At 70.7% G+C, this 17,780-nt stretch carries 16 protein-coding genes; 13 read left to right on the plus strand and 3 right to left on the minus strand.

Going from position 1 to position 17,780, the window contains the following annotated elements:
* Positions 1-104 precede the first annotated feature (104 nt).
* The 8 genes from recG to mutM all read left to right on the plus strand — a co-directional run bounded on the left by recG (position 105) and on the right by mutM (position 7,601).
* Positions 105-2,336: an ATP-dependent DNA helicase RecG gene (recG, locus tag ACIRPU_RS23655; RefSeq protein ID WP_403870436.1), complete on the plus strand. Its 2,232-nt coding sequence runs from the start codon at positions 105-107 to the stop codon at positions 2,334-2,336.
* Between the two features lie 198 nt (positions 2,337-2,534).
* Positions 2,535-3,119: a 16S rRNA (guanine(966)-N(2))-methyltransferase RsmD gene (gene rsmD, locus ACIRPU_RS23660; RefSeq protein WP_355705195.1), complete on the plus strand. Its 585-nt coding sequence runs from the start codon at positions 2,535-2,537 to the stop codon at positions 3,117-3,119.
* A gap of 26 nt (positions 3,120-3,145) precedes the next feature.
* A complete protein-coding gene (coaD, locus tag ACIRPU_RS23665; protein ID WP_216377890.1) occupies positions 3,146-3,625 on the plus strand; it encodes a pantetheine-phosphate adenylyltransferase in 480 nt (159 codons plus the stop codon).
* Between the two features lie 111 nt (positions 3,626-3,736).
* Positions 3,737-4,834, plus strand: coding sequence for an ATP synthase F0 subunit B (locus tag ACIRPU_RS23670; protein WP_403870440.1), 1,098 nt, complete (start codon positions 3,737-3,739; stop codon positions 4,832-4,834).
* 152 nt (positions 4,835-4,986) lie between these two features.
* Positions 4,987-5,640: a YceD family protein gene (locus ACIRPU_RS23675; RefSeq protein ID WP_355705193.1), complete on the plus strand. Its 654-nt coding sequence runs from the start codon at positions 4,987-4,989 to the stop codon at positions 5,638-5,640.
* Between the two features lie 2 nt (positions 5,641-5,642).
* Positions 5,643-5,816 carry a 50S ribosomal protein L32 gene (gene rpmF / locus ACIRPU_RS23680; protein WP_007493396.1) on the plus strand — a complete coding sequence of 58 codons (174 nt, stop codon included), beginning with the start codon at positions 5,643-5,645 and terminating at the stop codon, positions 5,814-5,816.
* Positions 5,817-5,835: 19 nt separating this feature from the next.
* On the plus strand, positions 5,836-6,648 hold the full coding sequence (gene rnc / locus ACIRPU_RS23685; RefSeq protein ID WP_403870443.1) for a ribonuclease III: 813 nt from the start codon (positions 5,836-5,838) through the stop codon (positions 6,646-6,648).
* Positions 6,649-6,740: 92 nt separating this feature from the next.
* On the plus strand, positions 6,741-7,601 hold the full coding sequence (gene mutM, locus ACIRPU_RS23690; protein WP_384117560.1) for a bifunctional DNA-formamidopyrimidine glycosylase/DNA-(apurinic or apyrimidinic site) lyase: 861 nt from the start codon (positions 6,741-6,743) through the stop codon (positions 7,599-7,601).
* Here mutM and ACIRPU_RS23695 read toward each other — a convergent pair.
* Positions 7,574-7,975 carry a helix-turn-helix domain-containing protein gene (locus tag ACIRPU_RS23695; RefSeq protein ID WP_355705190.1) on the minus strand — a complete coding sequence of 134 codons (402 nt, stop codon included), beginning with the start codon at positions 7,973-7,975 and terminating at the stop codon, positions 7,574-7,576. The two genes, mutM and ACIRPU_RS23695, sit on opposite strands and share 28 nt — an antisense overlap.
* Before the next feature lie 107 nt (positions 7,976-8,082).
* Between ACIRPU_RS23695 and ACIRPU_RS23700 the strand changes: the two genes are divergently transcribed.
* Entirely contained in the window at positions 8,083-8,670 is a 588-nt protein-coding gene (locus ACIRPU_RS23700; RefSeq protein WP_403870447.1) for a flavodoxin family protein, read from the plus strand.
* 58 nt (positions 8,671-8,728) lie between these two features.
* Here ACIRPU_RS23700 and ACIRPU_RS23705 read toward each other — a convergent pair whose 3' ends face one another.
* Entirely contained in the window at positions 8,729-9,865 is a 1,137-nt protein-coding gene (locus tag ACIRPU_RS23705; RefSeq protein ID WP_403870450.1) for a CAP domain-containing protein, read from the minus strand.
* A gap of 210 nt (positions 9,866-10,075) precedes the next feature.
* Between ACIRPU_RS23705 and ACIRPU_RS23710 the strand changes: the two genes are divergently transcribed.
* The 4 genes from ACIRPU_RS23710 (at position 10,076) to ACIRPU_RS23725 (ending at position 16,401) form a co-directional block, all read left to right on the plus strand.
* On the plus strand, positions 10,076-10,357 hold the full coding sequence (locus ACIRPU_RS23710; RefSeq protein ID WP_351763505.1) for an acylphosphatase: 282 nt from the start codon (positions 10,076-10,078) through the stop codon (positions 10,355-10,357).
* A 379-nt stretch (positions 10,358-10,736) separates the two neighbouring features.
* Positions 10,737-10,940 carry a hypothetical protein gene (locus ACIRPU_RS23715; protein ID WP_020128723.1) on the plus strand — a complete coding sequence of 68 codons (204 nt, stop codon included), beginning with the start codon at positions 10,737-10,739 and terminating at the stop codon, positions 10,938-10,940.
* A gap of 268 nt (positions 10,941-11,208) precedes the next feature.
* On the plus strand, positions 11,209-14,766 hold the full coding sequence (gene smc / locus ACIRPU_RS23720) for a chromosome segregation protein SMC (protein ID WP_403870453.1): 3,558 nt from the start codon (positions 11,209-11,211) through the stop codon (positions 14,764-14,766).
* 216 nt (positions 14,767-14,982) lie between these two features.
* Positions 14,983-16,401, plus strand: a complete 1,419-nt coding sequence (locus ACIRPU_RS23725; RefSeq protein WP_355705179.1) for a sugar porter family MFS transporter — start codon at positions 14,983-14,985, stop codon at positions 16,399-16,401.
* Between the two features lie 87 nt (positions 16,402-16,488).
* Here ACIRPU_RS23725 and ACIRPU_RS23730 read toward each other — a convergent pair whose 3' ends face one another.
* Positions 16,489-17,460: an LLM class flavin-dependent oxidoreductase gene (locus tag ACIRPU_RS23730; protein WP_403870457.1), complete on the minus strand. Its 972-nt coding sequence runs from the start codon at positions 17,458-17,460 to the stop codon at positions 16,489-16,491.
* Positions 17,461-17,780: the final 320 nt, after the last annotated feature.

The following is a 17,780-nucleotide window of genomic DNA, read 5'->3' on the forward strand; positions in this document are numbered from 1 at the left end:
TGACCGCGGATGATGGCCGGAGCGCGTCATCCTAGAGCCCGAACGAGCCGCCTGACCAGGGGTTTCGGGACACATATACGGCAATGTCAGTGACGTGGTGTGCAATGGATCTCGTGCCCGCACTGAAAGAACCACTGGACCAGCCACTGAAGTCAGTGCTCGGCCCCGCCACCGCGAAGGTGATGGCCGAGCACCTCGGCCTGCACACCGTCGGCGACCTCCTGCACCACTACCCCCGCAGATACGAGGAGCGCGGCCAGCTCACCCACCTCGCCGACCTCCCCATGGACGAACACGTCACCGTGGTCGCCCAGGTCGCCGACGCCCGTCTGCACAGCTTCGCCTCGGCCAAGGCCCCCCGGGGCAAGGGCCAGCGCCTGGAGGTGACCATCACCGACGGCAGCGGCCGGCTCCAGCTGGTCTTCTTCGGCAGTGGCGTCCACAAACCCCACAAGGAACTCCTGCCGGGCACGCGCGCGATGTTCTCGGGCAAGGTCTCGGTCTTCAACCGCCGTCTCCAGCTGAACCATCCGGCCTACGAACTGCTGCGGGCCGACACCGACGAATCGGTCGAGACCTGGGCCGGCGCCCTCATCCCGCTCTACCCCGCCACCGCGAAACTGGAGTCCTGGAAGATCGGCAAGGCGATCCAGACCGTCCTGCCCAGCGCGCAGGAGGTGCTCGACCCCCTCCCGGACTCCCTGCGCGACGGCCGGGGCCTGGTCTCCCTCCCCGAGGCCCTCCTGAAGATCCACCGCCCCCACACCAAGGCGGACATCGCCGACGCCCGCGCCCGGCTGAAGTGGGACGAGGCGTTCGTCCTCCAGGTCGCCCTCGCCCGCCGCCGCCACGCCGACGCCCAGCTCCCGGCCGCCCCCCGCGAGCCCGCCGCCGACGGCCTGCTGACCTCCTTCGACGCCCGTCTCCCCTTCACCCTCACCGAAGGCCAGCAGAAGGTCTCGAAGGAGATCTTCGACGACCTGGCGACGGACCATCCGATGCACCGGCTGCTCCAGGGCGAGGTGGGATCGGGCAAGACCCTGGTCGCGCTCCGCGCCATGCTCGCCGTGGTCGACAGCGGCGGGCAGGCCGCCCTGCTCGCCCCCACCGAGGTCCTCGCCCAGCAGCATCACCGCTCCGTCGTCGAGATGATGGGCGAGCTGGCCGAGGGCGGGATGCTGGGCGGGTCCGAGCGGGCCACCAAGGTCGTGGTGCTGACCGGGTCCATGGGCACGGCCGCCCGTCGGCAGGCTCTGCTGGACCTCGTCACCGGAGAGGCCGGCATCGTGATCGGCACGCACGCGCTGATCGAGGACAAGGTCCGCTTCCACGACCTCGGGCTGGTCGTCGTCGACGAACAGCACCGCTTCGGCGTCGAACAGCGCGACGCCCTGCGCGGCAAGGGCAAGCAGCCCCCGCACCTGCTCGTCATGACGGCCACGCCCATCCCGCGCACCGTCGCCATGACCGTCTTCGGCGATCTGGAGACCTCCGTCCTCGACCAGCTCCCGGCCGGCCGCTCGCCCATCGCCAGCCATGTCGTCCCGGCCGCCGACAAGCCCCACTTCCTGGCCCGCGCCTGGGAGCGGGTCCGCGAGGAGGCAGGCAACGGCCATCAGGCGTACGTCGTCTGCCCGCGCATCGGCGACGACGCCGACGAACCGGCCGGCGCGAGGAAGTCCGGCGCCAAGAAGAAGTCCCCCGAGGACGAAGCCGAGAAGCGGCCTCCGCTCGCCGTCCTGGACATCGCCGACCAGCTCGCCAAGGGGCCCCTGCACGGCCTTCGGGTCGAGGTCCTGCACGGCCGCATGGCCCCCGACGACAAGGACGCCGTCATGCGGCGCTTCGCCGCGGGCGACACCGACGTCCTGGTCGCCACGACCGTCATCGAGGTCGGCGTCAACGTCCCGAACGCCACCGCGATGGTGATCATGGACGCCGATCGCTTCGGCGTCTCCCAGCTGCACCAGCTGCGCGGCCGCGTCGGCCGGGGCTCGGCGCCGGGTCTGTGCCTCCTGGTCTCGGAGATGCCGGAGGCGAGCGCGGCCCGCCAGCGCCTCAACGCCGTCGCCGCCACCCTCGACGGCTTCGAACTCTCCCGCATCGACCTCGAACAGCGCCGCGAGGGCGACGTCCTGGGCCAGGCCCAGTCCGGCGCCCGCTCCAGCCTGCGGGTACTCGCGGTGATCGAGGACGAGGAGGTCATCGCGGAGGCACGCGAGGAGGCGGCCCGCCTGGTCGCCGCCGACCCGGAACTGACCACCCTGCCCGGCCTGCGCACGGCCCTGGACGCCCTCCTGGACGAAGAGCGGGAGCAGTACCTGGACAAGGGCTGACGGCGACCCCCGGACGCGGGGCGGCACCGGTGGCGCGGCTGCGCCACCCCGGCGCGACGGGCCACGGACGGCCCCGCAGCCGCTCCCAGGACGGGCGCGACGGCCATGGACGGCCCGAAGCCCCTCCCGGCACTGAGCGCCCTCTCCCCTCCGCCTGCCAGACTGGACGCGTAACCGCCCCCGAACAAGGACCCCGAGATGACCCGCGTGATCGCCGGCGCAGCCGGTGGACGTCGCCTGGCGGTGCCGCCGGGCACCGGCACCCGCCCCACCTCCGACCGCGCACGCGAGGGTCTCTTCTCCACCTGGCAGTCCCTGCTGGGCGGGCCGTTCGCCGGGACACGCGTCCTCGACCTGTACGCGGGCTCCGGCGCCGTGGGCCTGGAGGCCCTCTCCCGGGGAGCGGGTCACACCCTCCTCGTCGAGGCCGACGCGCGGGCGGCCCGCACGATCCGGGAGAACGTGAAGAACCTCGGCCTGCCCGGCGCCGAGGTCAGGGCCGGCAAGGCCCAGCAGATCGTCCAGACACCGCCGGCGGACCCGTACGACCTGGTCTTCCTCGATCCCCCGTACGCCGTCACGAACGACGATCTTCGGGAGATTCTGCTCACACTCCGCTCAGGGGGCTGGCTCGCGGCCGATGCCCTCGTCACCGTGGAGCGCAGCACCAGAGGCGGGGAGTTCCCCTGGCCGGACGGGTTCGAGGCGCTCAGGGCCCGTCGTTACGGCGAGGGAACGTTTTGGTACGGTCGCGCCGCCTCTACGTGCGAAGACGCACGATGACCGGACTGGAGAGCGAGGGCCCACAAGTGCGCCGTGCCGTCTGTCCCGGGTCGTTCGACCCGATCACCAACGGACACCTCGACATCATTTCCCGCGCGTCTCGTCTGTACGACGAGGTCTACGTCGCGGTCATGATCAACAAGGCCAAGAAGGGCCTGTTCGAGATCGACGAGCGGATCGACCTGATCCGTCAGGTCACCGCCGAGTACGGCAACGTCCGGGTCGAGGCCTTCCACGGCCTCCTCGTCGACTTCTGCAAGCAGCGCGACATCCCGGCCATCGTCAAGGGCCTGCGGGCGGTCAGCGACTTCGACTACGAGCTCCAGATGGCCCAGATGAACAACGGCCTGTCGGGCGTCGAGACGCTGTTCGTGCCCACCAACCCCACGTACAGCTTCCTCTCCTCCTCCCTGGTCAAGGAGGTCGCCACCTGGGGCGGCGACGTCTCCCATCTGGTGCCGCCGCTGGTCCTCGAAGCCCTGGGCGAGCGGCTCAGGAAGGACTGACCCCGGGACCGGTCTCCTGACGGCTCGTCACCCGGTGTCCGGCGGACACCCCATGGCCGTACAGTCGTCCCGTCCGTCTCCAACACACCTGTAGAGAGTGGCGAGCAACCGGTGGACGTGCAGAAGAAGCTCGACGAGATCGTCACCGCGGTCTCCAGTGCCCGGTCGATGCCGATGTCGGCCTCGTGCGTGGTCAACCGCGCGGACCTGCTCGCCCTGCTGGAAGAGGTGCGCGCGGCCCTTCCCGACTCCCTCGCCCAGGCCGAGGAGCTGATCGGCGGCCGTGAGCAGATGGTCGAGCAGGCCCGCCAGGAGGCCGAGCGGATCATCACCACCGCGCACGCCGAACGCGGCTCCCTGATCTCCGACACCGAGATCGCCCGCCGCTCCCAGAACGAGGCGGACCGCATCCTCGCCGAAGCCCGCAGGGAGGCCGAGGAGGTCCGCGCGGAGGCCGACGACTACGTCGACTCCAAGCTCGCGAACTTCGAGGTCGTCCTCACCAAGACGCTCGGCTCCGTCGGCCGCGGCCGCGAGAAGCTCCTCGGCACCGGACCCGGCATGGACGAGAACGGCTACGAGGACGAGGACGCCCCCGAGCGCAGCCACGACCCCGAGACCCTGCGCCGCGACGCCGACGCCTACGTCGACACCAAGCTCGGCGCCTTCGAGGCGGTCCTCGCCAAGACCCTGGACGCGGTCGGCCGCGGCCGCCAGAAGCTGCACGGCCGCATCGCCTCGGACGACCTCGGCTCTCTCGCCGACGACGCCACGACGTTCCAGCACTCCTCCGACGCCGACTACCTCGCCGACCTGACCGCCCTCGCGGAGCAGGACGCCGCGGCGGCGCAGCCCGTCCAGCAGCCGTACGACCAGCAGGAACCGCAGCCGGCGTACGGCTACCAGCAGCAGCCGGACCCCTACGGCGGCTATCAGCAGCAACAGCAGCAGGGCTACGGCCGGCAGGACGCGTACGGATACCAGCAGCAGGCCGACCCGTACGCCCCCACCTTCGACTACGTTCCGGCGGGAGGGGCCCCCATCCAGGGCTACGACACCCAGCAGGCCCCCTACGACCCGAACCAGGCCGCGCAGCAGCCCCAGCAGCAGGTCCAGCAGGGATACGCCCTCGACGAGACCAGCCTCTTCGACACCGGCATGATCAGTGCCGAGCAGCTGCGCGCCTACGAGCAGGAACGCGGCCTGTAGCACCGGGGCGGCCCGGGGATAGGGCCCGGATTGGGCTGTGGGCGAATGCTCCAGTATCCTGGCTCTTCGGTCGCGTGTACGTCCGCGATCTCAGCTGCCCGCAGCACCGTAGTAGGGCAGCGTCCCCCGAGCTCAGAAGATCGAAAGCAGGAATGGCCCTGAACGCCCGCCTCGACCACCGCAAGCCTCTCGTGTTCGACACGCACGAGCTGGGGCGGCGTCCTGGTGCGCTACAGCGCCTGACCCGCGAGTTCGACGCTCCCCAGGACCTCGGGATCCAGGGAGTGATCGGAGTGCCGGAAGGCGCCCCGGTGCAGCTGGAGCTCCGACTCGAGTCGGTCATGGAAGGTGTGCTCGTCACAGGCACCGCCCGTGCACAGGCCGAGGGGGAGTGCGTAAGGTGTCTGGAGCCGCTGGAGCTGGAGCTCGAAGCGGACTTCCAGGAGATGTTCTCGTACCCTGACGCCGACGACCGGGGCCGCCCCAAAGCGGAGCCGGTCGACGACGCCGAGGAAGACGAGGACAGGCTCTTCATCGAGGACGGCCTGTTCGACCTCGAACCCGTGCTGCGTGATGCGGTGGTGCTCGCACTGCCGATGCAGCCGGTGTGCCAGGACGACTGTCTGGGCCTGTGCTCCGAGTGCGGAGCCCGGCTCACGGACGACCCGGACCACCACCACGACGCCACCGACATCCGTTGGGCGGCTTTGCAGGGACTCGCCGGTTCACTCGAAGACGGCGAGAAGGACGAACTGAGTGGCGAAGCGCCTCGATCGGCGCGCGCCAACGAGAAGCAGGAGAAGTAGCCGTGGCTGTTCCGAAGCGGAAGATGTCGCGCAGCAACACGCGCCACCGCCGGTCGCAGTGGAAGGCTGCGGTCCCCACCCTGGTTGCGTGCGAGCGCTGCCACGAGCCCAAGCTGCAGCACATCGCGTGCCCGTCTTGCGGCACCTATAACAAGCGCCAGGTCCTCGAGGTCTGAGCGGCTGGTGAGAGGCTTCATGTCTGACGCCAAGGCGGACACGACCGCCAAGAACAAGGCGGACACGGCCTCGTCCCACACGCTTCTGGAAGGGCGGCTCGGCTATCGGCTCGAGTCCGCCCTTCTGGTGCGTGCGCTGACCCACCGTTCCTTCGCATACGAGAACGGCGGCCTGCCGACGAACGAGCGGCTGGAGTTCCTCGGGGACTCCGTGCTCGGCCTCGTCGTCACGGACACGCTGTATCGCACCCACCCCGACCTGCCCGAAGGCCAGCTGGCCAAGTTGCGGGCCGCGGTGGTCAACTCGCGTGCGCTGGCGGAGGTCGGTCGTGGCCTCGACCTGGGTTCCTTCATCCGGCTCGGCCGGGGTGAAGAGGGCACGGGCGGCCGGGACAAGGCGTCCATCCTCGCCGACACCCTCGAAGCGGTGATCGGTGCGGTCTATCTCGATCAGGGCCTCGACGCGGCCTCCGAACTGGTGCACCGCCTGTTCGACCCGCTGATCGAGAAGTCCTCGAACCTCGGTGCCGGCCTGGACTGGAAGACCAGTCTCCAGGAGCTCACCGCGACCGAAGGCCTCGGCGTCCCCGAGTACCTGGTCACGGAGACCGGCCCCGACCACGAGAAGACCTTCACTGCTGCTGCCCGCGTCGGAGGCGTCTCGTACGGCACCGGCACCGGCCGCAGCAAGAAGGAGGCGGAGCAGCAGGCCGCCGAGTCCGCATGGCGGTCCATCCGGGCCGCGGCGGACGAGCGTGCCAAGGCTGCCGAGTCCGTCGAGGCCGTCCCGGCCGCCGACGGCAGCCCGGACCCCGAGTCCGCCTCCGCCTGACCCACAGCGGAACAGCAAGAGCAGTAGAACAGCGGTACGAGACGAGCGCCCGCCCCCCTGTTGGGAGGCGGGCGCTCCGTACGGGGGATCCCATGCCCGAGTTGCCCGAGGTCGAGGTCGTCCGGCGCGGTCTGGAGCGGTGGGTCGCCCATCGCACGGTCGCCGACGCCGAGGTGCTGCACCCGCGTGCCGTACGCCGTCATATCGCCGGCTCCGACGACTTCGCGCACCGGCTCGAGGGTCACCGCATCGGCACCCCCAGCCGCCGGGGCAAGTACCTGTGGCTGCCGCTGACGGACACGCACCAGGCGGTTCTCGCCCACCTCGGCATGAGCGGTCAGCTCCTGGTCCAGCCGCACGAGGCGCCCGACGAGAAGCACCTGCGCGTCCGGGTGCGCTTCGCGGACGAGGTCGACACCGAACTGCGCTTCGTCGACCAGCGCACGTTCGGCGGACTGTCGCTGCACGACACCACCCCCGACGGCCTTCCGGACGTCATCGCGCACATCGCCCGTGACCCCCTCGACCCGCTGTTCGACGACGAGGCGTTCCACCAGGCCCTGCGGCGCAAGCGCACCACCATCAAGCGCGCCCTGCTCGACCAGTCGCTGATCAGCGGGGTCGGGAACATCTACGCGGACGAGGCGCTGTGGCGCGCCCGTCTGCACTACGACCGTCCGACCGCGAGCTTCACCCGTCCCCGCACGCTCGAACTCCTGGGCCACGTCCGGGACGTGATGAACGCGGCTCTCGCCGTGGGCGGCACCAGTTTCGACAGCCTGTACGTCAACGTCAACGGCGAGTCGGGCTACTTCGACCGGTCGCTGGACGCGTACGGCCGCGAGGGCCTGCCCTGCAAGCGGTGTGCCACGCCGATGCTCCGGCGCCCGTGGATGAACCGGTCCAGCTACTTCTGCCCGAAGTGTCAGAAGGTGCCGCGCGTCCCGTCGTAGCGCTCGCGGGCGGCCAGTACGTCGCCCATGCGCCCCTCGACGCAGTGGATGAGGGACAGCAGTCGCTCGGCCACCTCACGCCCCAGCGGCGTCAGTTCGTAGTCCACGCGGGGTGGGTTGGTCGGCTGGGCCTCGCGGTGCACGAGACCGTCGCGCTCCAGCGCGTGCAGCGTCTGGGACAGCATCTTCTCGCTCACGCCGTCGACGCGGCGGCGCAACTCGTTGAAGCGCAGCGAACCCTCGTACAGTGCACCGAGCGTGAGTCCGCCCCAGCGGCCCGTGACGTGTTCCAGCGTGCCGCGCGAGGGGCAGGCCTTGGCGAACACGTTGAACGGGAGGTCCTGGCCCTCCGCGCGCTCCTGGGTGATGTCCATGCGACAAGCGTACGCGAAGGCAGCGCTATCCGACAGGTTGCACTAACCAAAAGTTAGTGCTTTCCTGTGGTCACCGCTTTCGACCTGCTCTATTCGAGGAGTGCTGTATGTCCACCCCCGTTGTCGCTGTCGCCTACCACTCCGGCTACGGCCACACCGCCGTCCTCGCCGAGGCCGTCCGGGCCGGGGCCGCCGACGCCGGCGCCGAGGTGCGGCTGATCAAGGTCGACGAGATCACCGAGGAGCAGTGGACGCTGCTCGACGGCTCGGACGCGATCGTGTTCGGCTCGCCGACCTACATGGGGACCGCGTCCGGCGCCTTCCACGCCTTCGCCGAGGCGACCTCCGCGCGCTGGGCCACCCAGGCGTGGAAGGACAAGCTGGCCGCCGGGTTCACCAACTCCGGCTCCAAGAGCGGCGACAAGCTGCACACGCTCCAGTACTTCCAGATCCTCGCCGCGCAGCTCGGCATGCACTGGGTCAACCTCGGCCTGCTGCCCGGCTGGAACAGCAGCACCGCGTCCGAGCACGACCTCAACCGCCTCGGCGTCTTCCTGGGCGCGGCCGCGCAGACCAACGTCGACGGGGGCGCGGACACCGTCCACAAGGCCGACGTGGCGACGGCGGAGCACCTGGGGCGGCGCGTCGCCGAGACCGCGAAGGTCTTCCTGGCCGGCCGCGCCCAGGCTGCTTGATCGTTTCTGCGGGCCCCGGCGCCCGCCGTTCGATCCCCGTTCGCCCCCGCCTTCGGCCCTAGTAGCCGAAGTCCTGCGTCCACCAGGGGCCGCCGGAGCCCAGGTGGACACCGACGCCCAGCGTCTTGAAGTCGCAGTTCAGGATGTTCGCCTTGTGGCCGGGGCTGTTCATCCAGGCCTCCATGACCGCGGCCGCGTCGGCCTGGCCACGGGCTATGTTCTCGCCGCCGAGGTCGGATATCCCGGCCTTCGCCGCCCGGTCCCACGGGGTCGCCCCGTCCGGATCGGTGTGGTCGAAGAAGCCGCGCGCGGCCATGTCGTCGCTGAACGCCTCGGCGAGCTCCGACAGCGCACTGTTGGCGGAGACGGCGCTGCACCCGACCTTGGCCCGCTCCTCGTTGACCAGCTTCAGCACCTGGGCCGCGGCCTGCGCCTCGGCCGAGACCGTCACCGGGGACTCGGACTTCTCCGGCGCCTTGGTGGCCGTCTTCGACTTGGACGGAGTGGTCTTCGGCTTCTTCGAAGGCGTGGCCTGCGGCTTCTCAGTGACCGTCTCGGTCGGCGACGCCGACGAGGTGGAGGTGGAGGCGGAGGGCGTCGTCGGGGCGGCGGGCGAGGCCGAGCGGCCGGCGTCGCGGCTGGTCGACGTGCCACCGCGCTCGGTGTCGGCGGAGCCGGACGTGCCGCCCTGCTCGGAGGTCGAGTTGGTCGGGGAGTCGGCGGCCTGCACCTTGTCGCCCGAGCCGCTGCCGCCGCCGAGCTGGTAGTTGTCGAGCCCGGGCACCACGCCCGTGGCCACCGCGACGGTGCCGATGGCGACCGCCGCGGAGACGCCCAGCAGTCCGGTCTTGACCGGAGTGGCGACCTTCCGCTTGCGGCGGCGGCTGCCCGCCCCGGCCCGGTCCGAGCCCGGCCGCAGGGCGCCGCCGTCGGGCCGGAAGCCGTCCGTCGAGAAGATCACGGTGTCGGCGTGGGCGTACTCGTCCCCGGTGGAGTACAGGTACTCCCGGCTTCTGGCGACCGAGTCGGCGTACGCCTCCGGGTTCAGGTACGGCGCGATGCCCATCGTGGGGCGGTCGTCGGCGTACGAGTCCTGCGGGGCGCGACTGTCCGCGTGCGAGCCGTGCGTCTGTGTGACCCCCGTGGCGCGGCTCGTGGCGGCGCGGCCGGCGGCGGAGCGTCGGTGGCGTCCCATGTCCTTGCCTTCCTCGTCCAAGCGGTGTTCCCACTGGTGTTCTCGACGGCCGGCCGAGGAGCTGGGGCGACGTGCGCCTCCTGCTCCCTCTGGTCAACCTGACTCACTCGAACGAGTGAGTTTCATATGAGAATCATTGGGTGGGGACGCTACCGCATGGCTCTTGGGGCGGAAGTGCTCCGAGCGACTTTGCCCGGTTAGGTTGCAGCCATGAGCGAGGATGTACGGCTGGTCGCCTGGGTGCGTGGACACGTCCAGGGTGTGGGTTTCCGCTGGTTCACACGGGCCAAGGCGCTGGAGATCGGCGGCCTGAGTGGCTTTGCTCTCAATTTGGCCGACGGACGGGTCCAGGTCGTCGCGGAAGGGGCCCGAGAGGGCTGTGAGGGGCTGCTCGGCTGGCTTCTGGGTGACGACACGCCCGGGCGGGTGGAGGGCGTCACCGAGATATGGGACACACCGCGCGGCGGCTACGACGGCTTCGCGATCCGTTGAGGAATACGTGCCGGACGGCCCCGGGCGGGCGGCGGTACATGCCAACGGCACCTGCCCGAGCGGAAACGGGCAGGTGGTTGCCAAGAATCGCTTGCAGTGGGAGGCTCCGCACGTCAGGATGATCGCCACGCCCTGAGGGCCCCGCAGGAGTCGCAGCGCCGCCGTTCAGGCCGCGCGCCACCGGGCTGCCCGCCAATACGGGGCGTGATCGTGTTGACCGTCAAACTTTTTGGTGAGACGCTGAAAGCACCCCGCGCACCTCAGCTGTTTGGCATGGATGAACGGCAGCACAACCAAGATCCTGGCAAGCACCGCGGGTGCGAATCCCTCACGACCCACACCGCTTCGGTCGGTCACTCATTGTGGAGGACCATCCATCATGGCAAAGGCGCTTCTCGGTTACGTCGGCGGCTCCGACCCGCGACTCCTCGCCGAGATGCGACGGCTCCAGCAGCGCGTTCAGGACCTGGAATCCGAGCTCGGACGAATCCAGGCCGAGAACGACGCGCTCACGGCTGCCGCTTCTCACGAATCGCTTCTGGAGAGCATCGACGCACGCCAGGCGGAGCCTGCGCTCACCTGATCGCTGCACCGCTGTACAACGGCACACGCAGTGGTCGGGCGGCTCATCTCACCGCGTCGGACCGCTAAGTAAGTAAGAGTTTGCAAGGGACGCTTCGGCGTCCCTTCTTTCTTTCCCCCGCCCCGTCTTTCCCGCCGTCGTCCTGCCCGCCGTTTTACTTCCCCCGCGCACCCTTTCAGTCTCTTAACGTTTGGTGTGCCCTGCGCGTTCATGGGTGAAACCGCGGGTTCATGGAGTGAGACACCCCCGGAAGGTAGAGTCCAGCGCCGTGCACCTCAAGGCCCTGACCCTCCGGGGGTTCAAGTCGTTCGCATCGGCGACCACGCTCAGGTTCGAACCGGGGATCACGTGCGTCGTCGGACCCAACGGCTCGGGCAAGTCCAACGTCGTGGACGCGCTCAGCTGGGTCATGGGCGAGCAGGGCGCGAAGTCGCTGCGCGGCGGCAAGATGGAGGACGTCATCTTCGCCGGCACCACCGGCCGCCCTCCGCTGGGCCGCGCCGAGGTGTCCCTGACCATCGACAACTCCGACGGGGCGCTGCCCATCGAGTACGCCGAGGTCACCATCACGCGGATCATGTTCCGCAACGGCGGCAGCGAATACCAGATCAACGGCGACACCTGCCGGCTCCTCGACATCCAGGACCTGCTGTCCGATTCGGGCATCGGCCGCGAGATGCACGTCATCGTCGGCCAGGGCCAACTCGACTCCGTCCTGCACGCCGATCCCATGGGCCGCCGCGCCTTCATCGAGGAGGCCGCGGGCGTCCTCAAGCACCGCAAGCGCAAGGAGAAGGCGCTCAGGAAACTGGACGCGATGCAGGCCAACCTCGCGCGCGTGCAGGACCTGACCGACGAACTACGGCGTCAGCTCAAGCCCCTCGGCCGGCAGGCCGCCGTCGCCCGTCGTGCCGCCGTCATCCAGGCCGATCTGCGCGACTCCCGACTGCGCCTCCTCGCCGACGATCTCGTACGGCTGCGGGAGGCCCTGCGGACCGAGGTCGCCGACGAGGCCGCCCTCAAGGAGCGCAAGGAAGCCGCCGAGCAGGAACTGCGCAAGGCCCTCCAGCGGGAAACCCTGCTGGAGGACGAGGTCCGCCGGCTCGCACCGCGCCTCCAGCGCGCCCAGCAGACCTGGTACGAGCTGTCCCAGCTCGCCGAACGGGTCCGCGGCACGATCTCGCTCGCCGACGCGCGCGTGAAGAGCGCCACCTCCGCTCCGCCCGAGGAGCGCCGCGGCCGCGATCCCGAGGACATGGAGCGCGAGGCCGCCCGCGTCCGCGAGCAGGAGGCCGAACTGGAGGCCGCCCTCGAAGCGGCCCAGCACGCCCTCGACGACACCGTCGCCCACCGCGCCGACCTGGAGCGGGAGCTCGCCGTCGAGGAACGGCGGCTGAAGGACGTCGCCCGGGCCATCGCCGACCGGCGCGAGGGCCTGGCCCGGCTGAACGGCCAGGTCAACGCGGCGCGGTCACGTGCCGCCTCCGCCCAGGCCGAGATCGACCGGCTCGCCGCCGCTCGCGACGAGGCCCAGGAGCGGGCCGTCACCGCGCAGGAGGAGTACGAGGCGCTCAAGGCGGAAGTCGACGGCCTCGACGCCGGTGACCAGGAGCTCGGGGAACAGCACGAGAGGGCCAAGCGGCGGCTCGTCGAGGCGGAGGCCGCTCTCAGCACCGCCCGCGAGGCGGTCACGGGGGCCGAACGCAGCCGCGCCGCGACCCAGGCCCGCCACGAGACCCTCGCGATGGGCCTGCGCCGCAAGGACGGCACGGGCGCGCTGCTCGGCGCGCGGGACCGGCTGAGCGGACTGCTGGGCCCGGCGGCCGAACTGCTCACGGTGACGCAGGGGTACGAGGTCGCGCTCGCGGCGGCCTTCGGGGCGGCGGCGGACGCCCTCGCCGTGACCACTCCGTCCTCGGCCGCCGAGGCGATCCGCCTGCTGCGCAAGCAGGACGGGGGCCGGGCCGCGCTGTTGGTGAGCGGCGCTCCGGACGACGTGCCCCAGGCGCCCCGGGAGACCGAAGGGCCGCGGTACGCCGCCGACCTCGTGCGAGGCCCCGACGATCTCCTGCCCGCCGTACGGCGTCTCCTGCGGGGGATCGTCGTCGTCGGCACGTTGGAGGACGCCGAGGAGGTCGTCTACGCCAGGCCCGATCTCACCGCCGTCACCGCCGAGGGCGACCTGCTGGGGGCGCACTTCGCGCACGGCGGGTCAGCCGGGGCGCCCAGTCTGCTGGAGGTGCAGGCGTCCGTCGACGAGGCCGCGGCCGAGCTCGAGGAGCTGGCCGTGCGGTGCGAGGAGTTGACCCGGGCGCAGCACGCGGCGGGGGAGCGGCGCAAGGAGTGTGCCGCGCTCGTCGAGGAGTCGGGGGAGCGGCGGCGGGCCGCCGACCGGGAGAAGTCGGCCGTGGCCCAGCAGCTGGGGCGGCTCGCGGGGCAGGCGCGGGGCGCCGCCGGTGAGGCCGAGCGGTCCACGGCGGCCGCGGCGCGGGCGCAGGAGGCGCTGGACCGGGCGGTGGAGGAGGCCGAGGAGCTGGCCGAACGGCTGGCCGTCGCCGAGGAGATGCCCGTCGAGGAGGAGCCCGACACCTCCGTGCGGGACCGGCTCGCCGCGGACGGGGCCAACGCCCGGCAGACCGAGATGGAGGCGCGGCTCCAGGTCCGTACGCACGAGGAGCGGGTGAAGGGGCTGGCCGGGAGGGCCGACTCGCTGGACCGGGCGGCGCGGGCGGAACGCGAGGCACGCGCGCGTGCCGAGCAGCGGCGGGCGCGGCTGCGGCACGAGGCCGCCGTCGCGGAGGCCGTCGCCTCCGGCGCGCGGCAGCTGCTCGCCCATGTCGAGGTGTCCCTGCGGCGGGCCGAGGCGGAGCGGGTCGCCGCGGACGCCGCCAAGGCGCGGCGCGAGCAGGAACTGGCCGCCGCCCGCACCGCCGGGCGCGACCTCAAGGCCGAGCTGGACAAGTTGACGGACTCGGTGCACCGGGGCGAGGTGCTCGGCGCCGAGAAGCGGATGCGGATCGAGCAGCTGGAGACCAAGGCGCTGGAGGAGCTGGGGGTGGAGCCGGCGGGGCTCGTCTCCGAGTACGGGCCCCACCAGCCGGTCCCGCCCTCGCCGCCCGCCGAGGGCGAGGTGCTGCCGGAGGACCCCGAGGACCCGCGCAACCAGCCGAGGCGTTTCCTGCGGGCCGAGCAGGAGAAGCGCCTGAGGGCGGCCGAACGCGCCTACCAGCAGCTCGGCAAGGTGAACCCGCTGGCCCTGGAGGAGTTCTCCGCGCTGGAGGACCGGCACAAGTTCCTCAGTGAGCAGTTGGAGGACCTCAAGAAGACCCGTGCCGACCTCCTTCAAGTGGTGAAGGAGGTCGACGAGCGGGTCGAGCAGGTCTTCACCGAGGCCTTCCGGGACACCGCACAACAGTTCGAGGGAGTGTTCAGCCGGCTCTTCCCGGGTGGTGAGGGCCGGCTGATCCTCACCGACCCCGACAACATGCTCACCACGGGCATCGACGTCGAGGCCCGGCCGCCCGGGAAGAAGGTCAAGCGGCTCAGCCTGCTCTCCGGTGGCGAGCGGTCGCTGACCGCCGTCGCCATGCTGGTGTCGATCTTCAAGGCCCGGCCCAGCCCGTTCTACGTCATGGACGAGGTCGAGGCCGCCCTCGACGACACCAACCTGCAGCGGCTGATCCGCATCATGCAGGAGCTCCAGGAGTCCTCGCAGCTGATCGTGATCACGCACCAGAAGCGGACGATGGAGGTCGCCGACGCGCTGTACGGCGTGTCCATGCAGGGCGACGGTGTGTCGAAGGTCATCAGCCAGCGCCTGCGCTGAGCGGCCCGAAGCGGGGTACCTGTATCCAAGCTCCGGGCAATACTTCAAGAGTTGAACACATCCTTCTCACCTGTGCACTGAAACGTCACAGTCACCCCCTCTTGACTTCGACACTTGAAGGCATAGTCTCGGCACCGTTGCTTTTACCTTCAGGTACCACCTATCTGGAGGTGTTGATCCCGTCGGCAGCGTTGCCGACGGCCCGAGGAGTTGAACGTGACCAGCACAGAGCAGGCACAAAAGTCAGGAGCCGGGACGGCTCACCCCGATCATCTCGGGCATGTCATCTTCATCGCGGCGGCGGCCGCGATGGGCGGCTTCCTCTTCGGCTACGACAGCTCCGTCATCAACGGCGCCGTCGAGGCCATCCGGGACCGCTATGACGTCGGCTCCGCGGCCCTGGCGCAGGTCATCGCCATCGCCCTGATCGGCTGTGCCATCGGCGCCGCGACCGCCGGCCGCATCGCCGACCGGATCGGCCGCATCCGGGTCATGCAGATCGCCGCCGTGCTGTTCATCGTCAGCGCCGTCGGCTCGGCGCTGCCCTTCGCGTTGTGGGACTTCGCCCTGTGGCGGGTCGTCGGAGGCTTCGCCATCGGCATGGCCTCCGTCATCGGCCCCGCCTACATCGCGGAGGTCGCCCCGCCCGCCTACCGCGGCCGCCTCGGGTCCTTCCAGCAGGCCGCGATCGTCATCGGCATCGCGATCTCGCAGCTGGTCAACTGGGGTCTGCTGAACGCCGCCGGCGGCGACCAGCGCGGCAAGCTCATGGGGCTGGAGGCCTGGCAGGTCATGCTGGGCGTCATGGTGGTCCCGGCCGTCCTCTACGGTCTGCTCTCCTTCGCCATCCCCGAGTCCCCGCGCTTCCTGATCTCCGTCGGCAAGCGCGAGCGGGCCCGCGACATCCTCGAAGAGGTTGAGGGCGACAAGATCGACCTGGACGCCCGCGTCGCCGAGATCGAGCACGCGATGAACAGTGAGCACAAGTCCACGTTCAAGGACCTGCTCGGCGGCTCCTTCTTCTTCAAGCCGATCGTCTGGGTCGGTATCGGCCTGTCGGTCTTCCAGCAGTTCGTCGGCATCAACGTCGCGTTCTACTACTCCTCGACGCTGTGGCAGTCGGTCGGCGTCGACCCGACGGACTCGTTCCTCTACTCCTTCACGACGTCGATCATCAACATCGTCGGCACCGTGATCGCGATGATCTTCGTGGACCGCGTCGGCCGCAGGCCGCTGGCCCTCATCGGCTCCGTCGGCATGGTCGTCGGCCTCGCGCTGGAGGCCTGGGCGTTCTCCTACGACCTGGTCGACGGCAAGCTGCCGGCCACCCAGGGCTGGATCGCCCTGATCGCGGCCCATGTGTTCGTCCTCTTCTTCGCCCTGTCCTGGGGTGTGGTCGTCTGGGTCTTCCTCGGCGAGATGTTCCCCAACCGGATCCGTGCCGCCGCCCTCGGCGTGGCCGCGTCCGCGCAGTGGATCGCCAACTGGGCCATCACCGCGAGCTTCCCGTCGCTGGCCGACTGGAACCTCTCCGCGACCTACGTGATCTACACGGTCTTCGCCGCGCTCTCCATCCCGTTCGTCCTGAAGTACGTCAAGGAGACGAAGGGCAAGGCGCTGGAGGAGATGGGCTGAGCCTCGCGAAGAGGCCCCTGAACTCGAGGAGCCGGGCCAAGTCCCCGCTGCCCGCTCCTCGATACCCGTAGGACGTGCCGCCCCGGCTCACCCGTCGAGCCGGGGCAGCACGTTCTCGCAGAACAGCCGCAGCCCGCGCCACCCCTCCGCCGTCGGCATCCCGCCGGCCAGCGGATGCAGGACGAGGTTGTCGAGCCCCTGTGCCACGCACTCGTCCGGCGTGAGGATCCGGTAGACCCCCTCGTCCCGGAGCTCCCGGACGCTGCTCGCGGCCGACCGCACCGCGGAGCGGATCTCGCCGGACTGCCAGGAGGCGTACGTCCGTGCCTCGTGCAGGAAGTGTTCGCCGTACTCGGCCCACGCCCGGTCCGGATCCTCGGCGATGTGCAGCAGCGGGGTCTCGGCGCCCGGCATCATCGTCCAGCCCTCGGTCCCGTACTCGACGAGCCGTTCCTTGTAGTACGCCTCCAGCTCCGGCAGGTGCGCGCTGGGGAAGAAGGGCAGACCGAGCCGGGCGGCCCGGCGGGCGGCGGCCTTCGAGGAGCCGCCGACCAGCAGCAGGGGGTGCGGCTCGGAGGACGGGCGCGGGGTGACCCGTACCGTACGGCCCCGGTACTCGAACCCCTCGCCGGTCCAGGCCTTGAGCAGGGTGTCGAGAAGCTCGTCCTGGAGCCGCCCGCGCCGCTTCCAGTCGACGCCCGCGCGCTCGTACTCCTCGGGCCGATAGCCGATCCCGGCGACCGTGACCAGCCGGCCGCCGCTCAGCAGGTCGAGCACCGCGATGTCCTCGGCCAGCCGCAGCGGGTCGTGCAGCGGGCCGATCACCGCCGAGACCGTGACCGCGAGCCGCCGGGTCGCGCCGAGCACGGCGCCCGCGAAGGCGAACGGCGCCGGCAGCCAGTTGTTCTCGGCGCCGTGATGCTCCTCCGTCTGCACGGTCGTGACCCCGCACTCGTCGGCGTACGCGGCCATCTCCAGAGCGGCCCGGTACCGCACACCGAGCTCGGCAGGGGTCGCACCGGGGGCGACGAGGTTGAAACGGACGACGGTGACGGGCATGGGAGGCCCCCTTCGGATGTGGGGGGACGGACGGTATCTGACGAGACGTCAGATTGCCATGGTGGGGCGCCGCCGGCCACAGGCTCCGGCCATGGCCCGACCCGTCGTCCCGGCCGACCCGCAGGACGAGCCGACCGGGGACGCGTCGCCCTCTGGCTCGACCCCGACGACCTGCGGTGGCTCGCCCCCAGCACTGCCGCTGTTTCGCGGACGCGCCCGAGGGTGCGCGGAGCGCTGCCTGCGGCCGCGGTTCCGGGCGCGGGCCGCACCGCGCAAGAGCGGGCAGACGGACCGAGGCGCGGCCGGGCCGCCACCCGCAC

Source organism: Streptomyces sp. NPDC102259 (genome assembly GCF_044766465.1).
In the GTDB taxonomy this organism is placed as follows: domain Bacteria; phylum Actinomycetota; class Actinomycetes; order Streptomycetales; family Streptomycetaceae; genus Streptomyces.